Origin of the sequence: Halarcobacter ebronensis, from assembly GCF_013201825.1 — a bacterium.
GTDB classification, from domain to species: domain Bacteria; phylum Campylobacterota; class Campylobacteria; order Campylobacterales; family Arcobacteraceae; genus Halarcobacter; species Halarcobacter ebronensis.
The window spans coordinates 307,317-327,864 of sequence record NZ_CP053836.1; the positions used below are offsets into that span (position 1 = coordinate 307,317).

15 protein-coding genes and 7 tRNA genes are annotated in these 20,548 nt (G+C 30.2%); 21 read left to right on the plus strand and 1 reads right to left on the minus strand.

Annotated elements, in window-relative coordinates; genetic code table 11:
* Positions 1-21: 21 nt before the first annotated feature.
* The 18 genes from tsaD (at position 22) to AEBR_RS01700 (ending at position 14,330) form a co-directional block, all read left to right on the plus strand.
* Entirely contained in the window at positions 22-1,017 is a 996-nt protein-coding gene (tsaD, locus tag AEBR_RS01615; protein WP_129086171.1) for a tRNA (adenosine(37)-N6)-threonylcarbamoyltransferase complex transferase subunit TsaD, read from the plus strand.
* A gap of 114 nt (positions 1,018-1,131) precedes the next feature.
* The gene (locus AEBR_RS01620; protein WP_129086172.1) at positions 1,132-1,458 is read left to right on the plus strand and encodes an SUI1 family translation initiation factor; all 327 of its coding nucleotides are present in this window, start codon (positions 1,132-1,134) and stop codon (positions 1,456-1,458) included.
* 9 nt (positions 1,459-1,467) lie between these two features.
* Positions 1,468-2,853: an NAD(P)H-hydrate dehydratase gene (locus tag AEBR_RS01625; RefSeq protein WP_129086173.1), complete on the plus strand. Its 1,386-nt coding sequence runs from the start codon at positions 1,468-1,470 to the stop codon at positions 2,851-2,853.
* A complete protein-coding gene (gene cutA / locus AEBR_RS01630; protein WP_129086174.1) occupies positions 2,850-3,161 on the plus strand; it encodes a divalent-cation tolerance protein CutA in 312 nt (103 codons plus the stop codon). The genes AEBR_RS01625 and cutA overlap by 4 nt, the downstream gene beginning before the upstream one ends.
* A gap of 69 nt (positions 3,162-3,230) precedes the next feature.
* The gene (locus AEBR_RS01635) at positions 3,231-4,010 is read left to right on the plus strand and encodes a thiazole synthase (RefSeq protein ID WP_129086175.1); all 780 of its coding nucleotides are present in this window, start codon (positions 3,231-3,233) and stop codon (positions 4,008-4,010) included.
* Between the two features lie 107 nt (positions 4,011-4,117).
* Positions 4,118-4,195 (plus strand) — tRNA-Pro (locus AEBR_RS01640).
* Positions 4,196-4,231: 36 nt separating this feature from the next.
* Positions 4,232-4,308: transfer RNA gene (locus tag AEBR_RS01645), tRNA-His, on the plus strand.
* Between the two features lie 29 nt (positions 4,309-4,337).
* Positions 4,338-4,414 (plus strand) — tRNA-Arg (locus tag AEBR_RS01650).
* Between the two features lie 44 nt (positions 4,415-4,458).
* Positions 4,459-4,543, plus strand: a tRNA-Leu gene (locus AEBR_RS01655).
* A 63-nt stretch (positions 4,544-4,606) separates the two neighbouring features.
* Positions 4,607-4,683, plus strand: a tRNA-Met gene (locus AEBR_RS01660).
* An 80-nt stretch (positions 4,684-4,763) separates the two neighbouring features.
* A tRNA-Gly gene (locus tag AEBR_RS01665) sits at positions 4,764-4,840 on the plus strand.
* A 23-nt stretch (positions 4,841-4,863) separates the two neighbouring features.
* Positions 4,864-4,938, plus strand: a tRNA-Gln gene (locus tag AEBR_RS01670).
* Between the two features lie 136 nt (positions 4,939-5,074).
* The gene (locus AEBR_RS01675; RefSeq protein WP_129086176.1) at positions 5,075-5,665 is read left to right on the plus strand and encodes a TetR/AcrR family transcriptional regulator; all 591 of its coding nucleotides are present in this window, start codon (positions 5,075-5,077) and stop codon (positions 5,663-5,665) included.
* Between the two features lie 56 nt (positions 5,666-5,721).
* Entirely contained in the window at positions 5,722-6,957 is a 1,236-nt protein-coding gene (locus tag AEBR_RS01680; protein ID WP_129086177.1) for a TolC family protein, read from the plus strand.
* On the plus strand, positions 6,954-8,075 hold the full coding sequence (locus tag AEBR_RS01685; protein ID WP_129086178.1) for an efflux RND transporter periplasmic adaptor subunit: 1,122 nt from the start codon (positions 6,954-6,956) through the stop codon (positions 8,073-8,075). The genes AEBR_RS01680 and AEBR_RS01685 overlap by 4 nt, the downstream gene beginning before the upstream one ends.
* Before the next feature lie 9 nt (positions 8,076-8,084).
* Positions 8,085-11,204 (plus strand): efflux RND transporter permease subunit, encoded by a 3,120-nt coding sequence (locus AEBR_RS01690; RefSeq protein ID WP_129086179.1) that lies wholly within the window; start codon positions 8,085-8,087, stop codon positions 11,202-11,204.
* Between the two features lie 219 nt (positions 11,205-11,423).
* Positions 11,424-13,028 carry a GGDEF domain-containing protein gene (locus AEBR_RS01695; RefSeq protein ID WP_129086180.1) on the plus strand — a complete coding sequence of 535 codons (1,605 nt, stop codon included), beginning with the start codon at positions 11,424-11,426 and terminating at the stop codon, positions 13,026-13,028.
* A 105-nt stretch (positions 13,029-13,133) separates the two neighbouring features.
* Positions 13,134-14,330, plus strand: coding sequence for a response regulator (locus AEBR_RS01700; RefSeq protein ID WP_129086181.1), 1,197 nt, complete (start codon positions 13,134-13,136; stop codon positions 14,328-14,330).
* On the opposite strand, the gene AEBR_RS01705 is transcribed toward AEBR_RS01700, so the two are convergent.
* Entirely contained in the window at positions 14,327-15,130 is an 804-nt protein-coding gene (locus AEBR_RS01705) for an ion transporter (protein ID WP_129086182.1), read from the minus strand. The two genes, AEBR_RS01700 and AEBR_RS01705, sit on opposite strands and share 4 nt — an antisense overlap.
* A gap of 144 nt (positions 15,131-15,274) precedes the next feature.
* Here AEBR_RS01705 and AEBR_RS01710 point away from each other — a divergent pair, with 144 nt between their 5' ends.
* The 3 genes from AEBR_RS01710 to glk are packed head-to-tail and all read left to right on the plus strand — an operon-like array spanning position 15,275 to position 20,543.
* Positions 15,275-16,321: an HD domain-containing phosphohydrolase gene (locus tag AEBR_RS01710; RefSeq protein WP_129086183.1), complete on the plus strand. Its 1,047-nt coding sequence runs from the start codon at positions 15,275-15,277 to the stop codon at positions 16,319-16,321.
* Between the two features lie 56 nt (positions 16,322-16,377).
* Positions 16,378-19,557 (plus strand): phosphorylase b kinase regulatory subunit alpha/beta, encoded by a 3,180-nt coding sequence (locus AEBR_RS01715; RefSeq protein ID WP_129086184.1) that lies wholly within the window; start codon positions 16,378-16,380, stop codon positions 19,555-19,557.
* Complete coding sequence (gene glk / locus AEBR_RS01720; protein ID WP_129086185.1) at positions 19,557-20,543, plus strand: glucokinase; 987 nt, start codon at positions 19,557-19,559, stop codon at positions 20,541-20,543. Before AEBR_RS01715 ends, glk begins: the two co-directional genes overlap by 1 nt.
* Positions 20,544-20,548 lie beyond the last annotated feature (5 nt).

The following is a 20,548-nucleotide window of genomic DNA, read 5'->3' on the forward strand; positions in this document are numbered from 1 at the left end:
CAAATAAAAAGGATAAAATCGTTGATTTTAAGTATTGAATCAAGTTGTGATGATAGTTCAATAGCAATTACTGAAATAGAAACAAAAAAACTAATTTATCATAAAAAAATCTCTCAAGAGTTGCAACACTCAATGTATGGAGGTGTTGTTCCAGAACTTGCTGCAAGATTACATGCAGAAGCATTACCAAAAATACTTGAAGAGTGTAAAGATTATTTTCCAAAATTAAAAGCTATAGCAGTTACAAATGCTCCTGGACTTTCTGTTACTTTAATGGAAGGGGTAACTATGGCAAAAGCTTTAAGTCTTGCCTTAGATCTGCCTCTTATTGCTGTAAATCATTTAAAAGGACACATCTATTCTCTCTTTATAGAAAAAGAGGAGATTTTCCCTTGTACAATTCTTTTAGTTTCAGGTGGACATACACAAATTATTGAAGCAAAAAATCATGAGAATATGAGACTTTTGGCAACAACATTAGATGATAGTTTTGGAGAGAGTTTTGACAAAGTTGCTAAAATGATGGGCTTAGGTTATCCAGGTGGTCCTATTGTTCAAGAAAAGGGATTAAAAGGGGATGAAAACAGATTTGATTTTCCAGTTCCTTTAAGACAGAGTCCAAATATTGAGTTTAGTTACTCTGGACTTAAAAATGCAGTTAGAATGCAAATTGAAAAGTTAGGAGAAAATGGGTTAACTGAACAAGATATTTGTGATATTGCAGCCTCTTTTGAAAAGAGTGCAGTAGCACATATAATGCAAAAAATAAAAAAACTTTTTAAAACAAAAAATGCTAAAAATTTTGCGATAGTTGGTGGAGCTAGTGCAAATATAAGATTAAGAACAGCAATAGAAGAGTTTTGCAAACAAAAAGGAATGAAACTATATTTAAGTGAATTGAAATATTGTTCAGATAATGCTGCAATGATTGGAAGAGTTGCAGTGGAACAGTATAAAAGAGCTGATTTTACAACTATTGATGATATAGATGTTAAAACAAGAATCAAAGAGTTTTAAAGACATTTCAATGTCTCTTTAGGGTTTGATACTTTAGTTATAGCTTTGCTATAACAGTAAAAGTAGTAAAAATGCAGGTCCCTTTTAAAATGGGACATTTTAAAAGGAGTTTTGATGATATTTGAGATGGGAGCAAAATTAGAAGGTGATAGTTTTGACACCTCTAAAAATGATAAAAAACAAAAAAAGATAGAGGGTGAACTAAAACCAAAAAATGAACACCAATTAGTCTTTACTTTTGAAAAAAGAAATGGTAAACCAGTTACCTTAGTTGGAAGATTTTATATAGAAGAGAAAGAAAAAAAAGAGGTTCTAAAACTTCTTAAGAAAAAACTTGCTTGCGGTGGAGCCATTAAAGACGAGTGGCTTGAACTACAAGGGGATCTAAAAGATAAAGTAAAAGAAGTGTTGCAAAAAGAGAATTGGAAATTTAGAAAATAAGGATCTATAATGCAAAATCTCTATTATGAAGTTGGAAGTTTAGACAAGAGATGTTATGAGAAGTTTTCTTTGACTGAAGATTTATTAATGGAGCATGCAGCTTCAAATATACAAGAAGAGATTGAAAAGAGATTTAAAAAAGGTTCATCAGTTTTAATAGTTTGTGGCTCTGGAAACAATGGAGCTGATGGGATAGCATTAGCTAGACTACTTTATAAAAAATATGAGGTAAAACTCTATATTGCTTTTGAACTTAAATCAAAAATGGCAAAATTACAACTTCAAAGGGCAGAACTTCTAGGTTTGAAAACGGTTGATGAGCTTAGCTCTTGCGATGTAGTTGTAGATTGCCTTTTTGGAACAGGCTTAAATAAAGATTTAGATAGGGTTTCACAAGAGCTTATTGAAAATCTTAATGGTTTTGATTCTTTTAAAATTGCTTGTGATATTCCAAGTGGAATAAATCCTAAAGGCGAAATAACAACAACTGCTTTTTTTGCTGATTTAACTGTAACAATGGGAGCTTTAAAACAAGCTTTGTATTCAGATATGGCAAAAGATTATATTGGTGAAGTAAAAGTAGCTAATCTTGGAGTTCAAAGGGAAGTATATGAAATACAGACAAATGTATTTTTGCTTGATAAAGGGGATTTGAAACTTCCACTAAGAGATAAAAAAGATGCACATAAAGGTAGTTTTGGACATCTAAATGTAATTGCTGGATGTAAAAAAGGTGCTGGTGTAATTGCAGCTAAAGCAGCATTTGGTTTTGGTGCGGGACTTGTTAGTGTAATATGTCATGATAATATAGATTTGCCATATCACATTATGCAAACCCATAAATTAGCGCAAAATTGCACAGCAATAGCAATTGGAATGGGACTTGGACTCTATGACGAAAAAGAGATAAAAGAAATTCTAAACACAAATCTTCCTATGATTATTGATGCAGACCTATTTCATGAAAATATCACACTAAACATTTTAGAAAAAGAGGTAGTTTTAACTCCCCATCCAAAAGAGTTTTGTTCTCTTTTAAAGCTTTGTAATTTAGCAGATATTAAAGTAGAAGAACTTCAAAGAGATAGATTTTTTTATGTGAAAGAGTTCTGTAAAAAGTATCCAAAAGTTGTACTTCTATTAAAAGGTGCGAATGTTTTAATAGCCCAAAAAGATAAAATATATGTAAATCCTTTAGGAAGTGCTGTTTTAAGTAAAGGTGGAAGTGGAGATGTTTTAAGTGGACTTGTGGGAGCACTTTTAGCTCAAGGGTATAGTGCAATTGATGCCGCAATACATGCATCTTTAGCGCACACAATAGCAGCAAGTAACTACAAAAAAAACAACTACTCTTTGATACCATCAGATTTAATTGAAGAGGTTAAAAAATTATGAAAACTATAATAGTACAAACAACTTGTGCAAACAAAGATGAGGCGAAAGCAATCTCAAAAATTCTAATACAAAAAAGACTGGCAGCTTGTGTTCATATGAGTAAAATTGACTCCTTTTATCTTTGGAATAATGAGTTCTGTGAAGATAGTGAGATGTTACTTAGCATCAAAACGAAAAAAGAACTTTTTAAAAAGGTGGAAAGCAAAATTAAAGAATTACATAGCTATGATGTGCCTGAAATTATAAGTATAAATATAAAAAATGTTAGTAAAGATTATAGAAAATTTATAGGTGAGAGCTGTAAATAAAAAGTGAATTGTTCCCTTTTTTCAAGCTTGAAACCGAAAGTTTTATGTTAAACAAATTGGAGGCAAAAAATGAGTGACATTTTAAGAATAGGTAAATATGAATTTAATAGTAGATTAATCGTAGGTTCTGGAAAATATAAAGATTTCCAAACTACAAAAGAAGCAACATTAGCTTCAGGTTCTGAACTGATTACTGTTGCAATTAGAAGAGTAAATATTACAAACCCAAATGAAGAGAATCTACTAGATTATTTTAAAGATACAAATGTAAAACTTCTTCCAAATAGTGCAGGTTGTTTTACAGCCCAAGAGGCAATAACTACTTTTAGACTTATGAGAGAAGCAACTGGAATTGATTTAATAAAATTAGAGGTAATTGGAGATGCACAAAAAACTCTATATCCTGATGTAATAGAAACAATAAAAGCTTGTGAAATCTTAAAAAAAGATGGTTTTACAATAATGGCATACACAAATGATGATCCAATTATTGCAAAAAGACTAGAAGAGGTAGGAGCTGATGCAATTATGCCATTAGCTGCACCAATTGGTTCAGGTCTTGGTATTCAGAATAGATACAATATTGCTTTTATTAAAGATGCGGTAAAGGTTCCAGTAATTGTGGATGCAGGAGTTGGATGTGCAAGTGATGCTTCAATTGCAATGGAACTTGGGGCTGAAGCCGTTTTAACAAATACAGCGATTGCTGGGGCACAAGATCCAATAGCTATGGCACAAGCTATGAAATATGCAGTAATTGCAGGAAGAATGGGTTATAAAGCAGGAAGGATCCCTAAAAAACCTTATGCAACAGCATCTTCTCCTGTGGATGGTTTGATTCAGTTTTAAGAAAAGTTAGAAATTATAAAAATTTCTAACTTTTTTGAGAGAAAGTCTTGACTTTTTTTTTAAAACTTTGTATAATTCCGTCCACTTTTTGAAAGATTAGTGTTTGTCGGGGCGTAGCGCAGTCTGGTTAGCGCACCTGGTTTGGGACCAGGGGGCCGGAGGTTCGAATCCTCTCGCCCCGACCATTTGGAAATTAATAAAATATGATAAAACCCAGGATGGTAGATATAGCTCAGTTGGTTAGAGCATCGGGTTGTGGTTCCGAGGGTCGTGGGTTCGAGCCCCATTATCTACCCCATTTATCTATTTTAGATTTTTCTTATTGATGCGTCTGTAGCTCAGCTGGATAGAGCACACGCCTTCTAAGCGTGCGGTCACAGGTTCGAATCCTGTCAGGCGTACCACTTTAATTAGATTTGAGTTTTACTCAGTCTTTTAAACTTTTTGTGCGGATGTGGTGAAATTGGTAGACACGCCAGACTTAGGATCTGGTGCCTCACGGTGTGGAGGTTCGAGTCCTCTCATCCGCACCACTTTTTAAATATAACTTATCTTTAATTTATCACTTGATTTAATTAGATTTATTTTAAACAAACCGCGGAATAGAGCAGTTCGGTAGCTCGTCGGGCTCATAACCCGAAGGTCGTTGGTTCAAATCCAGCTTCCGCAACCAAATTGAAATTTTTTTAGGAATTTATAAGAATAAATTGTTTATAATTCTTTCCTCATAAGATAATCAATTATGATTATATTGCGGGAGTAGCTCAGTTGGCTAGAGCTTCTGCCTTCCAAGCAGATTGTCGCGAGTTCGAGTCTCGTCTCCCGCTCCACTTTTTAAAAATCATTTTTTTGTTGGGGTATCGCCAAGTGGTAAGGCAACGGTTTTTGGTACCGTTATTCGCAGGTTCGAATCCTGCTACCCCATCCACTCTACTTCACTTCAATTTTATGCAAAGTAAAAAAAATTATTTTCTCTTTTTTGTTAAGATTACATTAATATTAATTTAGTATAGTTTCAAACCATAAATGACCGACGGTCATTCATTTATTTTTTAGAGGACAATATGGCAATTATAGTTGACAAAATAAAAAAGAGACAAGATATTGCACTTGCATGCAAAGATATTTTGATTAAACAATGTATTAATAACGTCTCTATAGCTTCTCTAACAAAAGCTGCAGGTATTAGTAAAGGGAGTTTTTATGACTATTTTACCAATAAAGAGGATTTATTATTTGAAGTTATTAATATATATTTGTCATTTCATAATGAAATTAAACAGAATAAATTAAATAGTGTTAATTCTGCTAGAGAAAAAGTAAAAGTCTTTTTACAAGTATTTTATGAAGAGGATGATGATAATTTAAAAGAGTTATATAGAGAGTTTTTATCTATTACTTTATCCAATCCATCAAAAGAGATGATGGAATATCATTTGAAAAGAAATGATGAATATTATAAATGGTTTGAATCAATATTTGAAAATGGAATAAAAAAAGGTGAATTAAAACCTATATCAAGAGAGGTAGTCAATGGTTTATATATTTTAGGACATGGGGTTTTTATGTCAAGGTTAACTTGTAATAGTATACAAAGTAACCAAACAGAGGCAGATAAGTTTATAGATGCAATTTTCAATTTTATTGAAGTGTAGTTATTGTAATTCAATTATAGTAGAATAAAAAATAAAAAATCATACAAGGATATCAAATGAAAAAGAGTTTAGCCTTAATTTTTATTATACCTTTTTCTTTGTACGCAGAGAGTTTAAGTCAACTTGTTGAGTTGTCTAAGAATAATAAAATGATAGAGTCGTCTCAAAGAAATTTAGAGAGTGTTGAAAAAGGTTATGATAGTTTAAAAGCTGGTTATCTACCTCAAGTAAGTATCTCTGCTGATTATCAAGAGACAAACAAAGAGACAAGTAGTGTCCCTGATAATAGAAGTACGGTTCAAGGAACAGTAAGTTATGTTTTATATGATGGTGGTAAAAAATATGACCTTTTTGATTCATATGAAGCACAAATTAAAAGTAGTAGTGAAAACTTAACAAATCAAAAAAATGAGATCGTATTACAAGTTATCAACTATTATTATAGTTATTTGACATATGAAGCACAAAAAGAGTCAAAACAAAAAGAGATTGAACAATTAAATGCTGAGTATAAAAGATTAAAAAGATTCTTAGATGTAGGAAGTGCAACAGAAGATGAAGTACAAAAAATCATCTCAAATATTGAGAGTGCACAAGTTGAACTACATGAGTTAGAACTAAACATACAAACAATTATTCATAATCTTGAGTATGTAGTTGGAAAATCAGTAACAATAGAAGATGGTTCACAAATTAAAGACTATGAGTCAAAAGAGGTGAAATTAAGAGCAGATTTAAGAGCTTTAGAACATGATTTAGAAGCACAACTAGCAACAGCAAAATCTCAAAGAAGTGATTATTTACCAACGTTAACAATAAGTGATAGTTATTCATCAAATGATCTTAACTATAAAACAGCAGCACTTAGCGGTAATTCAAGTGATTATGAGCAAAATATTGCAGCTGTTAACTTAAATTGGAAAATATTTGATTTTGGTTCAGCAAATAAATCATACGAATCAGAATACAAAAAATATTTAGCATTGAAATCTCAATATGAGTATGAAAAAAATAAAGCAAGTGTTGATTTAAAACTTGCATTAAAAGCTTATGAAATTGGAAAACTAAAAATTAAATCTGCAAAAGCTGGATTAAAAGCAGCGAATAGTGCATATGAGTCAATTAAAGCTAAATTTCAAAATGGTTTAGTGGATAATGTATCATATCTAGAAGCATTAAGTGAAAAATATGATGCAAAAAGTACACTTGATAAAGCACTAAATGAGTTAGAAGTTGATAAAGCAAATATTATATATTATAGTGGTGAAAACTTAGAGGAGTTTGTAAAATGAAAAAATTAAAGAGTTTATTTGTATCTGGTATTGCATTAGTTGTAGTATCAGGGAATCTATTTGCAGCAGATGGTGCACCAAACAAAATGCCAGCTCCCAAAGCTGATATTTATATTGTACCAAAAGCACAGGATTTAAAGATTGCTTTAAAATATCCTGCACAAATTAAAGCTTATGAAAATGTACAAGTTTATTCAAGGGTTTTAGGAGTTCTTGAAGAGAAAAATTTTGAAGAGGGGCAAAGAGTAAAAAAAGGTGATTCTCTATTTAAAATTGAAGATGAGTTGTATCAAGCAAAATATGATGCATCATTAGCTAATCTAAAAATGAGTGAAGCTACATTAGATAATGCAACAAGAAATTGGGATAGAATTAAAAAGCTTTATAAAAGCAAAGCTGTAACAACAGAACAAAGAGATAATGCTTTATCAACATATGAGAGTGCATTAGCAGGTGTTGCAATGGCAAAAGCTGAATTAAAACAAGCTCAAATTGATTTAAATTATACAAAAGTTTATGCGCCAATTTCAGGAATTACAGGAATAAAAAAAGTTGATTTAGGGAATTTAGTTACTTCAAACCCTCCAATGGAACTTGTAACAATAACACAAAATGATGAAGTGTATGTTGATTTTTCTATGCCATTAAGTGATTATAAAAATATTAAAAATGGTTTATGGGTAATGCCAGAAAGTGGAAAAATTGAAGTTGGAATAAATTTTGAAGATAAACCTACAAGTGCAAAAGGTTATGTAGATTTTATTGATGTAAATATTGATAAAGATACTTCAACAGTAAAAATGAGAGCCTTAGTAGATAATAAAAATAATACATTAATGCCAGGTAGTTTCGTAAGAGTTACTTTAAAAGGCATTGTTCAAAAAAATATTATCACTATTCCTCAAAAAGCACTATTACAAAACCCATTAGGAACAGTTGTTTTTGTTGAAAACAATGGAATTGCAGCTGTTAAACCAGTAATTATTGGAAATGAGAGTGGGGATAAATATGTAGTAGTTGGTGGTCCACTACAAAGTGGTGATAGAGTGATTGTTAATAACTTCTTTAAAGTTAAAGCTGGAAGTCCTGTTGTTGTTGACAAAATAATTAACAAATAAGGAAAATAGATGTTTTCACGGTTTTTTATAAATAGACCAATTTTTGCAACAGTTGTATCTATTTTAATTATACTAGCAGGATTAATATCAATTAATATATTACCAGTTAAAGAGTATCCTGCGGTAACACCTCCTCAAATCAATGTTAGTGCAACTTATCCTGGTGCAGATGCAGTTACACTTAACTCAACAGTTGCGACTGTTCTTGAAAATGAGATTAATGGTGTTGACAATTTGAGTTATATGACAGCTACAGCTTCACCAAGTGGTACATTATCTATTAGTGTTGTATTTGATGTTGGAACTGATGTTGCGCAAGCAAAAGTTGATGTAAACAACAGGGTTCAGTTAGCGTTAAATAAGCTTCCTGAAGAGGTACAAAGACAAGGTATTTCTGTAAAAGAGAGATCTCCTGATATGCTTAAAGTACTTGCTTTTAGATCTAAAGGGCAAGTTCATGATACAACTTATATTTCAAACTATTTAAAAGTAAATGTAATTGATGATATTAAGAGAATCAAAGGTATTGGAGATGCTAATGTTTTTGGAGCAAAAGATTATGCAATTAGTGTTTGGATTGATCCAGAAAAACTTGCATTTTACAATTTAACCCCTGATGATGTTACAGCTGTTATTAATAGTCAAAATAATCAGTACTCTACTGGTTCTGTTGGTGCTGAACCTATTAAAAATATTCAACCTTTTACATACTCTATCTCAACAGAGGGTAGATTAAAAAGCGTAGAAGAATTTGAAAATATTATTGTAAGATCAAATGGCGATGGTTCAACTTTAAAGTTAAAAGATATTGCAAGAATTGAGTTGGGAACAGATTCAGTTTATACATCAGCTAACTATAAAAAAGAGCCAATGATTCCTGTTGGTATCTTTTTATCTCCAGGTGCAAACGCATTAGAAGTGTCAGCCGCTCTTGAAGATAAATTACAAGAGTTGTCTCAAAAATTTCCTGAAGATTTAGAGTATAAAATTCCTTATGATGCAACACTATTTGTTGATGAGTCAATTAAAGAGGTTGTAAAAACTCTATTTGAAGCTATTGTATTTGTTGTTATTTTAATCTATCTATTTTTAGGGAATATTAGAGCAACAATTATTCCAGTTTTAGCTATTCCTGTATCTGTTATTGGTACTTTTGCGGGATTATATGCAGCTGGATTCTCAATTAACCTTTTGACCTTGTTTGGTATGATTTTGGCTATTGGGTTAGTTGTTGATGATGCTATTATTGTTATTGAAAATGTTGAGAGGGTTTTAAGAACCAAAAAAATTAGCGTAAAAGATGCAACCATAGAAGCAATGAAAGAGTTAACAACTCCACTTATTGCAATTATTTTAGTTCTTTCAGCTGTATTTATTCCTGCTGCACTTACAGGTGGATTTAGTGGAGTTATGTATAAACAGTTTGCTATTACAATTGTTATGTCTGTTGTAATTTCTGGACTTGTTGCACTTACATTGACTCCTGCACTTTGTGCCCTTTTCCTAAGAGAACACGAACCTGAGCCAATTTGGTTGATTAGAAAATTTAATGATTTCTTTGATTGGTTAACTATCTTATTCATAGGGATTACTAAAAAAACTATTAAATTGTGGTTTTTTTCATTAGCACTTTTTGCTATTTTATTAACGGCAACAATCTCTATTATGAAGATTACACCTTCAGGACTTGTCCCAACTGAAGATAAAGGGGTATTGTTGGTTATTGTAAATATGATGCCTGCAACTTCTTTAGGTGAGTCTAAAAAAATTACAGAAAATATAGAAGAACAATTATTAGCAAATCCTAATGTTTTCTCAACAGGAGCAATTACAGGATTAGATATCTCTGCATTTGCATATAAAACAGATGCTGCACTTATGTTTGCTATGTTAAAACCATGGGATGAAAGACCATTAGCAAGTCAAAATGCTCAAGCAATTGCCGGACAGTTAATGGGGCAATTCTTTATGACAAGTAAAGAAGCTTTTGTTATACCAGTTAATCCACCTCCAATTATGGGGATGAGTACAACTGGAGGATTTGAGATGTGGATTCAAGATAGAACAGGTGGAGATTTAAGTACATTAAATGGATATATTCAAGAGATTGTTTCAAAAGCACAACAAGATCCAAGACTTACATCTGTTAGAACAACATTAAATACAAATGTGCCTCAGTATTTATTAACTGTAGATAGAGAAAAAGCTAGATCAATGGGAATTAGTATTGCATCAATTTACAGTGTAATTCAACAAACTTATGGAAAGGGTTATATTAATGATTTTAATCTTTATAGTAGAACTTTCCATGTAAATATTCAATCAGAGTCACAATATAGAGAGACTAGAGATAATTTTAAAAATATTTATGTTAAATCATCAACTGGTAATTTAGTACCAGTTAGTGAATTAGTCTCTTTAGAGAGAAAAGTAAATGCAAGTATTATTCAAAGATTTAATATGTTTAATGCAGCACAAATAACAGGTAACCCAACTTTTGGATTTGCTTCAAGTGATGCAACAAATGCAATTGAAGAGATAGCAGCATCAGTATTACCAGATGGTTATACTGTAGCTTGGTCGGGAACAACATTCCAAGAGAAAAAACTTCAAAAAGAGGGTAGTAATACATCAATATATGCAGCAGTCTTTGTTTTCTTAATTCTTGCAGCATTATATGAAAGCTGGAGTATCCCTTTAGCAGTTATTATCTCTATTCCATTTGCAATATTTGGGGCAGCTCTTGCAGTATATTTAAGAGGACTAGAAGCAGATATATATTTCCAAGTAGGGCTTGTAACTTTAGTTGGTCTGGCAGCAAAAAATGCAATTTTGATTGTTGAGTTTGCAATGGATAAATTAAAAGCTGGATATTCACTATTTGATGCAACTATTGAGGCAGCAAGACTTAGATTTAGACCTATTGTTATGACTTCATTGGCATTTATTGTTGGTACTTTACCTCTTGCTATTAGTAGTGGGGCAGGTAGTTCAAGTAGACATATTATTGGAACAACGGTTGTTGGTGGAATGATATCAGCAGTTGTAATTGGAGTATTGTTTATTCCATTATTCTTCTACGGAGTAGTAAAAATAAAACAAAAAATAGATTCTATAAGAGGTAAATAAAATATTTAAGTAGTCTTTTTAAGACTACACCTCTTATAAAAAACTAATCTCTTTTCTAAACCTTCTCTCATAAATTTAACTATTAACATATAATCTTTTTTATCTCTTATAATAAATACTAAAAAAATAAATTAAGAAAAAAATAATAAAAGTATATATATTTTAAAATTTATTGAGTATAATATTTATAAAATATATACTATATGGAAAAATAAATATATGAAAATATTATTTACATTGCTTTTGTCTTTTTCACTTTTATACTCTTATGTGGGAAATAAAATAATTTCATTACAATTAAATTGGAAAAATCAGTTTCAATTTGCTGGATATATAATGGCAAAGGAGTTGGGATATTATAATGATGTAAAACTTGATGTTAGACTAATAGAATTTTCAAGAGGGCGTGACGCAATAGAACTTCTGAAAAGTGGTGATATAGAGTTTGCAATTGGGCGTCCATCTTTAATGATTGATAAAAGTAAGGGAGAAGATCTTGTTGCATTAGGAGCAATTTTTCAGCACTCTCCAATGGTTTTATTAACAAGAGATAGTGTAGATATAAATGATATTACTGATCTTAAAAACAGAAAAGTAATGATTACAAATGATGCAAAAATTTCAGCCTCTTTAATAGCAATGTTTATCTCAAATAATATACAACTAAAAGATATAAAAATACAAGAACACAGTTTTAATATACAAGATTTAATAGATAAAAAAACTGATGCAATGGCATCATATATTTCAAATGAACCAATAGTGCTAAAAAATAGAGGAATAAATTATAAAATATTTAATCCAAGAGATTATGGATTTGATTTTTATGAAGATATCCTTTTTACTTCCTCTTTATATCTTGAAAATAATCCCCAAATAGTAAAAGATTTTTATGAAGCCACAATAAAAGGTTGGAAATATGCTTTTGATAATATTAGAAAAAGTGCAACTGTAATATATGAAAAATATAATACACAGAAAAAATCATTGAAGAGTTTAATAGAAGAGGGATATTCTTTAAAAGAGTATGCAATTGATAATGATATAAATAAAATAGGACATTTAGATAAAAGAAGATTAGAAAAGATTTGTGATGTTTATAAAATAATTGGACTTTTAGATTCTGAAGTTGATATTGATAGTTTTGTATATAAAAATAATAATTATGACGTTATTGAGTTGGAGTTAAGTAATAATCAAATCTATTTATATATCTTCTATTTTTTAATTATTTTTGGACTCTTAACTCTACTAATCATTTATTATATAATAAGAAAAAGATGGCTTATTCCTACTGCAACACTAGATGATGTTATAGAGACAAAAACTAATCAGTTAAAAGAGGAGAGTATTACGGACTCTTTGACTGAAGTTAAAAATAGAAAAGCCTACAACGAAAAAATAAAAGAGCTTCTAAATACAAAAAAGAGACATAGCACTCCTTTTTGTTTAGTCTCAATTGATATAGATGATTTTAAAAAGATAAATGATGAATTTGGACATGATATAGGTGATGAGGTTTTAATAAAATTTTGTAGATTAGTTGAAATGCATCTAAGAGCCAATGATACAATATTTAGAGTTGGAGGAGAAGAGTTTATGATTTTATTGCCAAATACAGATATTGAAAATGGTCATAAAGTTTGTAAAAAACTTTTACTTTGTACTCAAGAATCTTTGTTGGTTGAAGAGAAAAAAAATGTTACAGTAAGTGTTGGTTTGGTAGAGGTTAAAGAAGATGATACAGAAGAGAGCATATATAAAAGAGTAGATATTCTTTTATATAAATCAAAAAGAAATGGTAAAAATCAGATAAGCTTTTAAAATAGATTTTTAAATTATTTCATAAATAACTTTTTTAGTCTTTTTTAAGTATCATAGGCTAGACTTACATAAACTACAACAAAAAAATGCTTAAAAGAGGTATATATGAATGAATCTTTTTTAAAAAATATTACTATTTTAATTGCTGAAGATAATGAAGATGATTTGCAGATACTAGTCTCAACATTAAAAAAATACTTTAATAAAATATTTACTGCAAGTAATGGTTTGGAAGCATTAAAAATTTATAGAGAAAATCAAGATATTGACATTATTATTTCAAAAATACAAATGGAAAAAATGAATGGCATAGATCTTCTAAAATCTATTAGATTCACAAATTTATATATTCCTTTTATAATAATATCTGCAAAAATTGATAATGATATATTATTAGAAGCAATAAACTTAAATGTTAGTTCATATATATTAAAGCCGATTGATATAAAAACTCTTTTAGAAAAAATTGATATTTTATGTGAAAAGAAATATTTTGAATTTAGATTAGAGAGAAAACAAGAGGAACTTAATAACTATATCTCATCTGTTGATAAAGTTGCTGTTGTTTTCAAATTGAAGAGAGACGGAACTATTACATATATGAATGACTCAATGTGTGAAATAAGTGGATATAACAAAGAGGAGATAGGAAAGCTTAATTTTAATGATATTATTCATCCAGACATTCCAAAAATATATATAGAAGATAGTTGGTCAAAGATTGAAAAGGGCGATATTTGGAGAGGTAATACAAAATTTATCTCTAAAAAAAATGAAGTTTTTTATTTAAATAGTTCAATATTCAAAAACTCAGAAGGGGAAGATGAATATACTACTGTAGCTTTTTTAACAACAAAAGAGAATCTTGAAAAAAGAGATTTTCATAGAAAAGTATTATTAAGTATCAAAGAGTTTAACCTAAGAGAGCATAGATATAAAGAGGAGATTAGAGCTTTAAGGGAAGAACTTGCTGCTATAAATATAACAAGTTATGAAAGTAAATTAGTCTCACTAAAACAGAAGATGGCAAATTGTGAAGCCCAACTAAAAAGTTATGAAAATAGACTTCATGAAGATGAAAAAAAATATAAAGCTATGTTGGAAACTAAAAAGTTAGAGATAAATAAATATGTAGATTTAATACAAGTTGAAAAAGTAAAAAATCAAAAAAATGAAGAGGAAAAAAGAAAATTTATTGAAGAGATGGAGATAGTAAAAGCAATAAATGAAAAGCAAGAAGATGAGATAAAAAAATTGACTAGAAAAGTTGAAGAGATGAGAAAAGAGATTTGGAAAAACTAATCTCTTTTTTTGTTTATAAGAAATTCTTTTAACTCTTTAATCTCGCTTTTTAACTCTTTAATTTCATCATGAATAGAGTTTTCACTCCCTTTTACTTCAGTTATAATATTACTCTCTTCCTCAGTTTTTAGTACGGCCATTGCATCTACAATCACTGCAACAATTAAATTTATCATTACAAAAGTTGCCAAAAAAATAAAAGGGATAAAAAAGAGCCAAGCATAAGGGTGTTGTTCCATTACAGGTCTTACTATTCCCATTGACCAAGACTCCAAAGTCATAACTTGAAATAGAGTATAAAAAGAGTCTCCTAACGTTCCAAACCACTCAGGAAAGTTTTCTCCATAAAGATTTGTTGCCATAATTGCAAAGATGTAAAAGATAAGGGACATTAAAGCCATAATTGAAAGCATTCCAGGAATTACACTTAAAAGTGCAGAGACTATTTTTCTCATTTGAGGAACTACTGTTATTAGTCTAAAAAGCCTAAAAACTCTTAAGATTCTAAAGATTGCAAAACTCTCATTTGCGGGAAAAAGTGAGATTAAAACAATAAAGAAATCAAACAGTGACCAAGGGTCTTTAAAAAAAGAGACTCTATATACAAATATTCTAAGGGCAATCTCCAAAGTAAATATTGCAATAACAAATTTATCAAAAGTTAGAATAAAACTAGAATAAGAAGACATTATTGTTTTAGAAGTCTCTAATCCCATAGAGATTCCATTTAAAATTATCAATCCAATGATAAAACTTTGAAACTGTGATGATTTTACAAGAGATTCAATGCTTCTATACATTTATAAATATCCTTTTTTTCTGCAATTATACTAATAAAATAGATATTTTTGAGCTTAAATAGTTATAATTTTTATACTAATTAGTTTAAGCACTTTAAGAAGAATAATTATAAAATGTAAACTAACTATAACAAAGGCAAAATGATGCAATTTGGTGATATGACGATAGTTTCTATAGATGATAATGAAAATAATCTTTATCTTATAGAAGCAATATGTTCAGAAATGAATCTATCTGTAATAAGTTTTTCAGAATCATTGGAAGCTTTAATGTATGTATTGAAAAATAAAGTTGATTTGATAATTACAGATTATATGATGCCAACTTTAAATGGACTTGAGTTTATTAAAGAGTATAGAAACAGTAATAAAGTGGTACCTATTATTATGATAACAGCAGCTGGGGATGATGAAAGAATTCATAAAGAGGCTTTTGAGTTAGGAGCAAATGATTTTTTAAATAAACCAATAAATAGCGTAGTTTTTCAAGCAAGAGTATTAAATCTTTTGAGTAATTATAGAAATAGAATTTTGCTTGAAAATAAGGCAAAATTTTTAGAAGATGAGGTTCAAAAAGCAACAGAAAGATTAATAAATAGAGAGCATGAAACATTACAAATCTTAGGGAAAACAGCTGAATATAAAGATCCTGAAACAGCATCTCATGTGGCAAGAGTCTCTAACTATAGTAAACTTTTGGCAAAAGAGTATGGACTTTCAGAAGAGGAACAAGAGATTATTTTTTATGCAGCACCTTTTCATGACTTAGGTAAAGTTGGAATAGAAGATAAAATACTTTTAAAACCTGCAAAGTTAGATGAAGATGAGTTTGAGATTATGAAAACACATGCCCAAATAGGGTATGAAATTTTAAAAGATTCCCAAAGTGAATATTTAAAAGCTGGAGCTATTATTGCTTTGAATCACCATGAGAAATATAATGGTAAAGGGTATCCAAAAGGGTTAAAAGGTGAAGATATACATATTTATGGGAGGATTGTTGCAATTGCTGATGTTTTTGATGCACTAACCTCTATAAGACCCTATAAAAGAGCTTGGAGCTTTAATGAAGCTGTTGAGTTTTTAAAAGAGGAGAAAGGTAGGCATTTTGATCCTAAAATGGTAGATATTTTTATAAATAATTTAGACAAAATTGAAAATATTTACAACTCTTTTAAAGAGGATGTGTAAAGTTACCAAACTTTAATCAAAAATTTTTATAATCTCTTGTAGTAAAGGAAGAATATATGAACAGTGAACTCTACGATAAGCTACAAAAGCACTTTATTGATGTTGAAAGAGATGTATTATCAAAACAAAATCCAATTACTGGACTACTTCCTGCAAGTACAGCAGTAAATGCACATGGAGACTACACTGATGCTTGGGTTAGAGATAATGTCTATAGTATTCTTTGTGTTTGGGGTTTAAGTTTAGCCTATAAAAAATATAATCCTTCTGATTGTAAAACTTACTTATTATCTCAAAGTGTAGTTAAACTTATGCGTGGATTGCTTTTAGCTATGATGAGACAAAGAGATAAAGTTGAAAAGTTTAAATACACATCAAATCCTTTAGATGCACTTCATGCAAAGTATGGAACAAATACAGGGTTACCTGTTGTAGGCGATGATAAATGGGGACATCTTCAACTAGATGCTACCTCCTTATATGTTCTGATGTTAACACAAATGATTGCTTCAGGGTTAAATATTGTTTATACAATTGATGAAGTAAATTTTGTTCAAAATCTTGTTCACTATATTAGTAAAACCTACTGCATCCCAGATTTTGGAATATGGGAAAGAGGACACAAAATAAATACAGGAAGTACAGAGATTAACTGTAGTTCTGTTGGAATGGCAAAAGCAGCTTTAGAGGCAATAAACGGATTTAATCTTTTAGGAAATTATACAGGAAGTGAAGGAATAATTCATGTTATCTCAAGTGATATTGCAAGATCAAAATTCACTTTAAGGGAGCTTTTACCACGGGAATCAAGCTCTAAAGAGAGCGATGGGGCACTTTTAAGTATTATAGGATATCCAGCTTATGCTGTGGAAGATGTTGATTTAATAAAAAAGACAAAAAACAAGATACTAAAAAAACTTATGGGGAACTATGGGTGCAAAAGATTTTTATTAGATGGTCACCAAAGTTCTTTAGAAGATAGTTCAAGATTACATTATGAAAAGTCCGAACTAAGAGAGTTCAAAAATATTGAATCAGAGTGGCCTCTATTTTTTACATATCTACTTTTAGACTCCCTTGTTCAAGGGGAAAAAGAGGAGGCAGTAGTTTGGCTTGAGAAACTTGAACCTCTATTTGTTGAAAAAGATGGTAAAAGACTTCTTCCAGAACTCTATTATGTGCCAAAAGAATTTATTGAAGAGGAGAAAAAAAATCCAGGAAGTCAAAAAAGAGTTCCAAATGAGAATATCCCTTTAGTATGGGCACAAAGTCTTTATTTGTTATCTAGTATGATTTTAGATGGCATTTTAGATGTAAATGATATTGATCCTGTTAACAGAAGAAAAAGAGTAGGACATAAGAGAAAAACCTATCCAATGGTTGCAATTCTTTCTGAAGATGAGTTTGTAAAACAGCAACTTCTAAATTATGGATTTAATACACAAACAATTGAGGAGTTAAAACCTCTAAAAATTGCCCATGCTTCTGAATTATCTTCGGTACATAAATTATTAGGGAAAAATGAAAAATTGAGATTAACTGGTAAACCATCTTGGGTACCACGTTCTATTACTACTTCAAGACTTCATATTTTAGCAGGTGAGTATGTAGTCTTTCTTCCATACTTTTTTAATCCAAAAGGTTTCTATTTTAGTAAAGACAATATTCTTTTAGTTGAGCATTTTAGAGCTTCATTAAAATTTTTGTCAAGCTATTGGGACCAAGCAGGGCAGCCTATTCTTCCTTTTCTTGTTAAAGAGGAGATGTTAGAAGTTGATCAAAAAGATGAAATTTTGAAACTTCTAAGTGAGTTACAAAGTGGTTATTCTGGCAATATAGAAGTCAAAGTCGGCTTTCTAGAACAGCTTTTAACAACTGCAGGATTAGAAAGAATTGACAATCTTCACGGTTACAAAGTGGAGGATTTTAATTTTGATATTACAAATAGAACTTTTTATACTTCAAGTCTTTTAGAATGTGAAATATCAAAAACAATTAGACTAGAAGATATGCAAAAGTATGAGCAAGAAGAAGATAATAATTTAGTTGATAGCCTTATAAAAACTATCTCTTTAAAAGAGAAAACCTATATTTTAGAGATTTTATATAGAAGACACAACTTAGAGTACGAGGTTCTAATTGAAGATAAAATGATATCTTTAGGTTCTTTAGCTCAACACTATTACGAGTATGCCACAGTGTGTCAAAATTGGGCAGTAATTAGAAAACTAAGTGATATTTTAAACTCATATGATGAAAGATTAGAAGATGCTGTCCTTGAGATAGTTATAAGGCAAAAAAGATTAGGTATAGGAAGAGCATATAGCGAAGGTGCTACTTTGTCAAAACCAGCTGATAATTATACTATTTTGGAGATGATTAAAAACTTCTCAGGAAAAAATTCGGCTGAAAGAGCATTAACCCAAGAACTTATTCTTCATTTAGGGCATTTAATAAGAGTTGAATCTCAACTTTTTGAGGGAATATTAACAATAAGAAGCTGGTATTTTGTACAGCTGTTAGTAAGTAATATTTGCAAAGATGAGCAAATACCTATTTCAAGTGGTTATGAAAGATTGATAAGTATGCCACCAAGTAGTATTTATAGTGATTTAAAAAAGATTTTATTTTCATTTTCATCTAAAGTTGAACAGATAAAAGAGCAAGAAAATCTTCTTGTTACTGGTATTACTAATTTAGATACAATTTTTACAAAACAGAAAATTGATGATAATTTAGATATTAAAGATTGGGCACAATATAGAAAAGATATTGGAATGATTTCTAAATTATCACATAGTTTTTATATTGGAATTTGGTATCTGTTACAGCAGTGTAAAGGTTTGGTTATTGGAGATAAATATGACTCGAATAATAGAATAGGTTCTGAATCAACATTGGATACCACAGCAGGAGAGAGAAACTTTGAATTAAGGGTTGATTCTTTGCTTCAAAGTATTGAAGCTCCTGATTATAGACAGCTAAATTTAGAACTTTTACAAACATTGATAACAATCTTTGAAGAGAATCCTGATATTAGAGTTAATACAGATTTGCTACTTGATGTTTTAATAGGTTATGCGGTAAAAATTGCGTGGCAAAAACTAAATGGTGAAGAGAATTATGATGAGCAAAAAGGACAAGCTTGGGAGTATTTTTATAAACTTACACCCAAAGAGGCAAATGAGTATTTTATAGAATCTTTTATGTATTTGATAACTTTAGAGGAGAAATAATGATATTAGCTGGCGATATAGGTGGAACCAAAACAAATTTAGCTCTATATAAAATAAAAGAGAACCAACCAATATTAGTCATAAAAGAGCAGTTTTCAAGCAAAAATTATGATAGCTTAATGCAAATAATAAAAGAGTTTCATATAAAAAATGGTACTCCTTTAATCGAAGCAGTTTGCATAGGAATAGCAGGTCCAATTATAGAACAAAGATGTAAAACAACAAACCTTCCTTGGCACATTAGTGCAAGTGAAATTATGGATTTTTTTAATACAAAAAAAGTAAGATTGTTAAATGATTTGGAAGCAACAGCTTATGGAATGTTATATTTAAAAGAAGAAGAGTTTGTTGAGTTAAATCCAAATGCAAAAAAACAAAAGGGTAATATTGCAGTAATTGCTGCTGGAACAGGCTTGGGCGAGGCAATCTTATATTGGGATGGAGTCTCATATACTCCAATTGGAACAGAGGGTGGACATAGTGATTTTGCTCCTACAACTACAAAAGAGGATGAACTTCTTCTTTGGCTTAGAAAAAAATATCCTTCACATGTAAGTGTTGAGAGGGTAGCCTCAGGTATGGGAATTAGTAATATCTATGATTTTTTAGTAAGCAGTGGTTTTGCAAAAGAGCCTTCAAAAATTTTGAATATGAGTGAAGGAATGGACAAAGGTGCCATGATAAGCAAATGTGCCTTGGAAGATAAAGATATTTTGTGTCAAGAGACATTAAAACTCTTTATGGAAGTTTATGGTTCTGAAGCTGGTAACCTTGCACTAAAATCTTTCTCTTTGGGTGGAGTATTTATAGGTGGAGGAATAGCTCCCAAATTATTAACCATACTAAAAGAAGAGTATTTTTATAATAGATTTATTAGTAAAGGAAGATTTGAAAGTCTATTAAAAACAATCCCTCTAAAAGTCTCTTTAAATCAAGAAACAGCACTACTTGGTGCTGTAAGATTTGCCTTTGATAAACTAAGTTAAGAGAG

Coding starts and splice junctions, on each gene's coding strand:
- AEBR_RS01695 (WP_129086180.1), top strand. CDS start 11,424: ATGAAAATATTATTTACATTGCTTTTGTCTTTTTCACTTTTATACTCT.
- cutA (WP_129086174.1), top strand. CDS start 2,850: ATGAAAACTATAATAGTACAAACAACTTGTGCAAACAAAGATGAGGCG.
- AEBR_RS01685 (WP_129086178.1), top strand. CDS start 6,954: ATGAAAAAATTAAAGAGTTTATTTGTATCTGGTATTGCATTAGTTGTA.
- AEBR_RS01715 (WP_129086184.1), top strand. CDS start 16,378: ATGAACAGTGAACTCTACGATAAGCTACAAAAGCACTTTATTGATGTT.
- AEBR_RS01710 (WP_129086183.1), top strand. CDS start 15,275: ATGCAATTTGGTGATATGACGATAGTTTCTATAGATGATAATGAAAAT.
- AEBR_RS01690 (WP_129086179.1), top strand. CDS start 8,085: ATGTTTTCACGGTTTTTTATAAATAGACCAATTTTTGCAACAGTTGTA.
- AEBR_RS01675 (WP_129086176.1), top strand. CDS start 5,075: ATGGCAATTATAGTTGACAAAATAAAAAAGAGACAAGATATTGCACTT.
- glk (WP_129086185.1), top strand. CDS start 19,557: ATGATATTAGCTGGCGATATAGGTGGAACCAAAACAAATTTAGCTCTA.
- AEBR_RS01705 (WP_129086182.1), bottom strand. CDS start 15,130: ATGTATAGAAGCATTGAATCTCTTGTAAAATCATCACAGTTTCAAAGT.
- AEBR_RS01625 (WP_129086173.1), top strand. CDS start 1,468: ATGCAAAATCTCTATTATGAAGTTGGAAGTTTAGACAAGAGATGTTAT.
- AEBR_RS01680 (WP_129086177.1), top strand. CDS start 5,722: ATGAAAAAGAGTTTAGCCTTAATTTTTATTATACCTTTTTCTTTGTAC.
- AEBR_RS01700 (WP_129086181.1), top strand. CDS start 13,134: ATGAATGAATCTTTTTTAAAAAATATTACTATTTTAATTGCTGAAGAT.
- AEBR_RS01635 (WP_129086175.1), top strand. CDS start 3,231: ATGAGTGACATTTTAAGAATAGGTAAATATGAATTTAATAGTAGATTA.
- AEBR_RS01620 (WP_129086172.1), top strand. CDS start 1,132: ATGATATTTGAGATGGGAGCAAAATTAGAAGGTGATAGTTTTGACACC.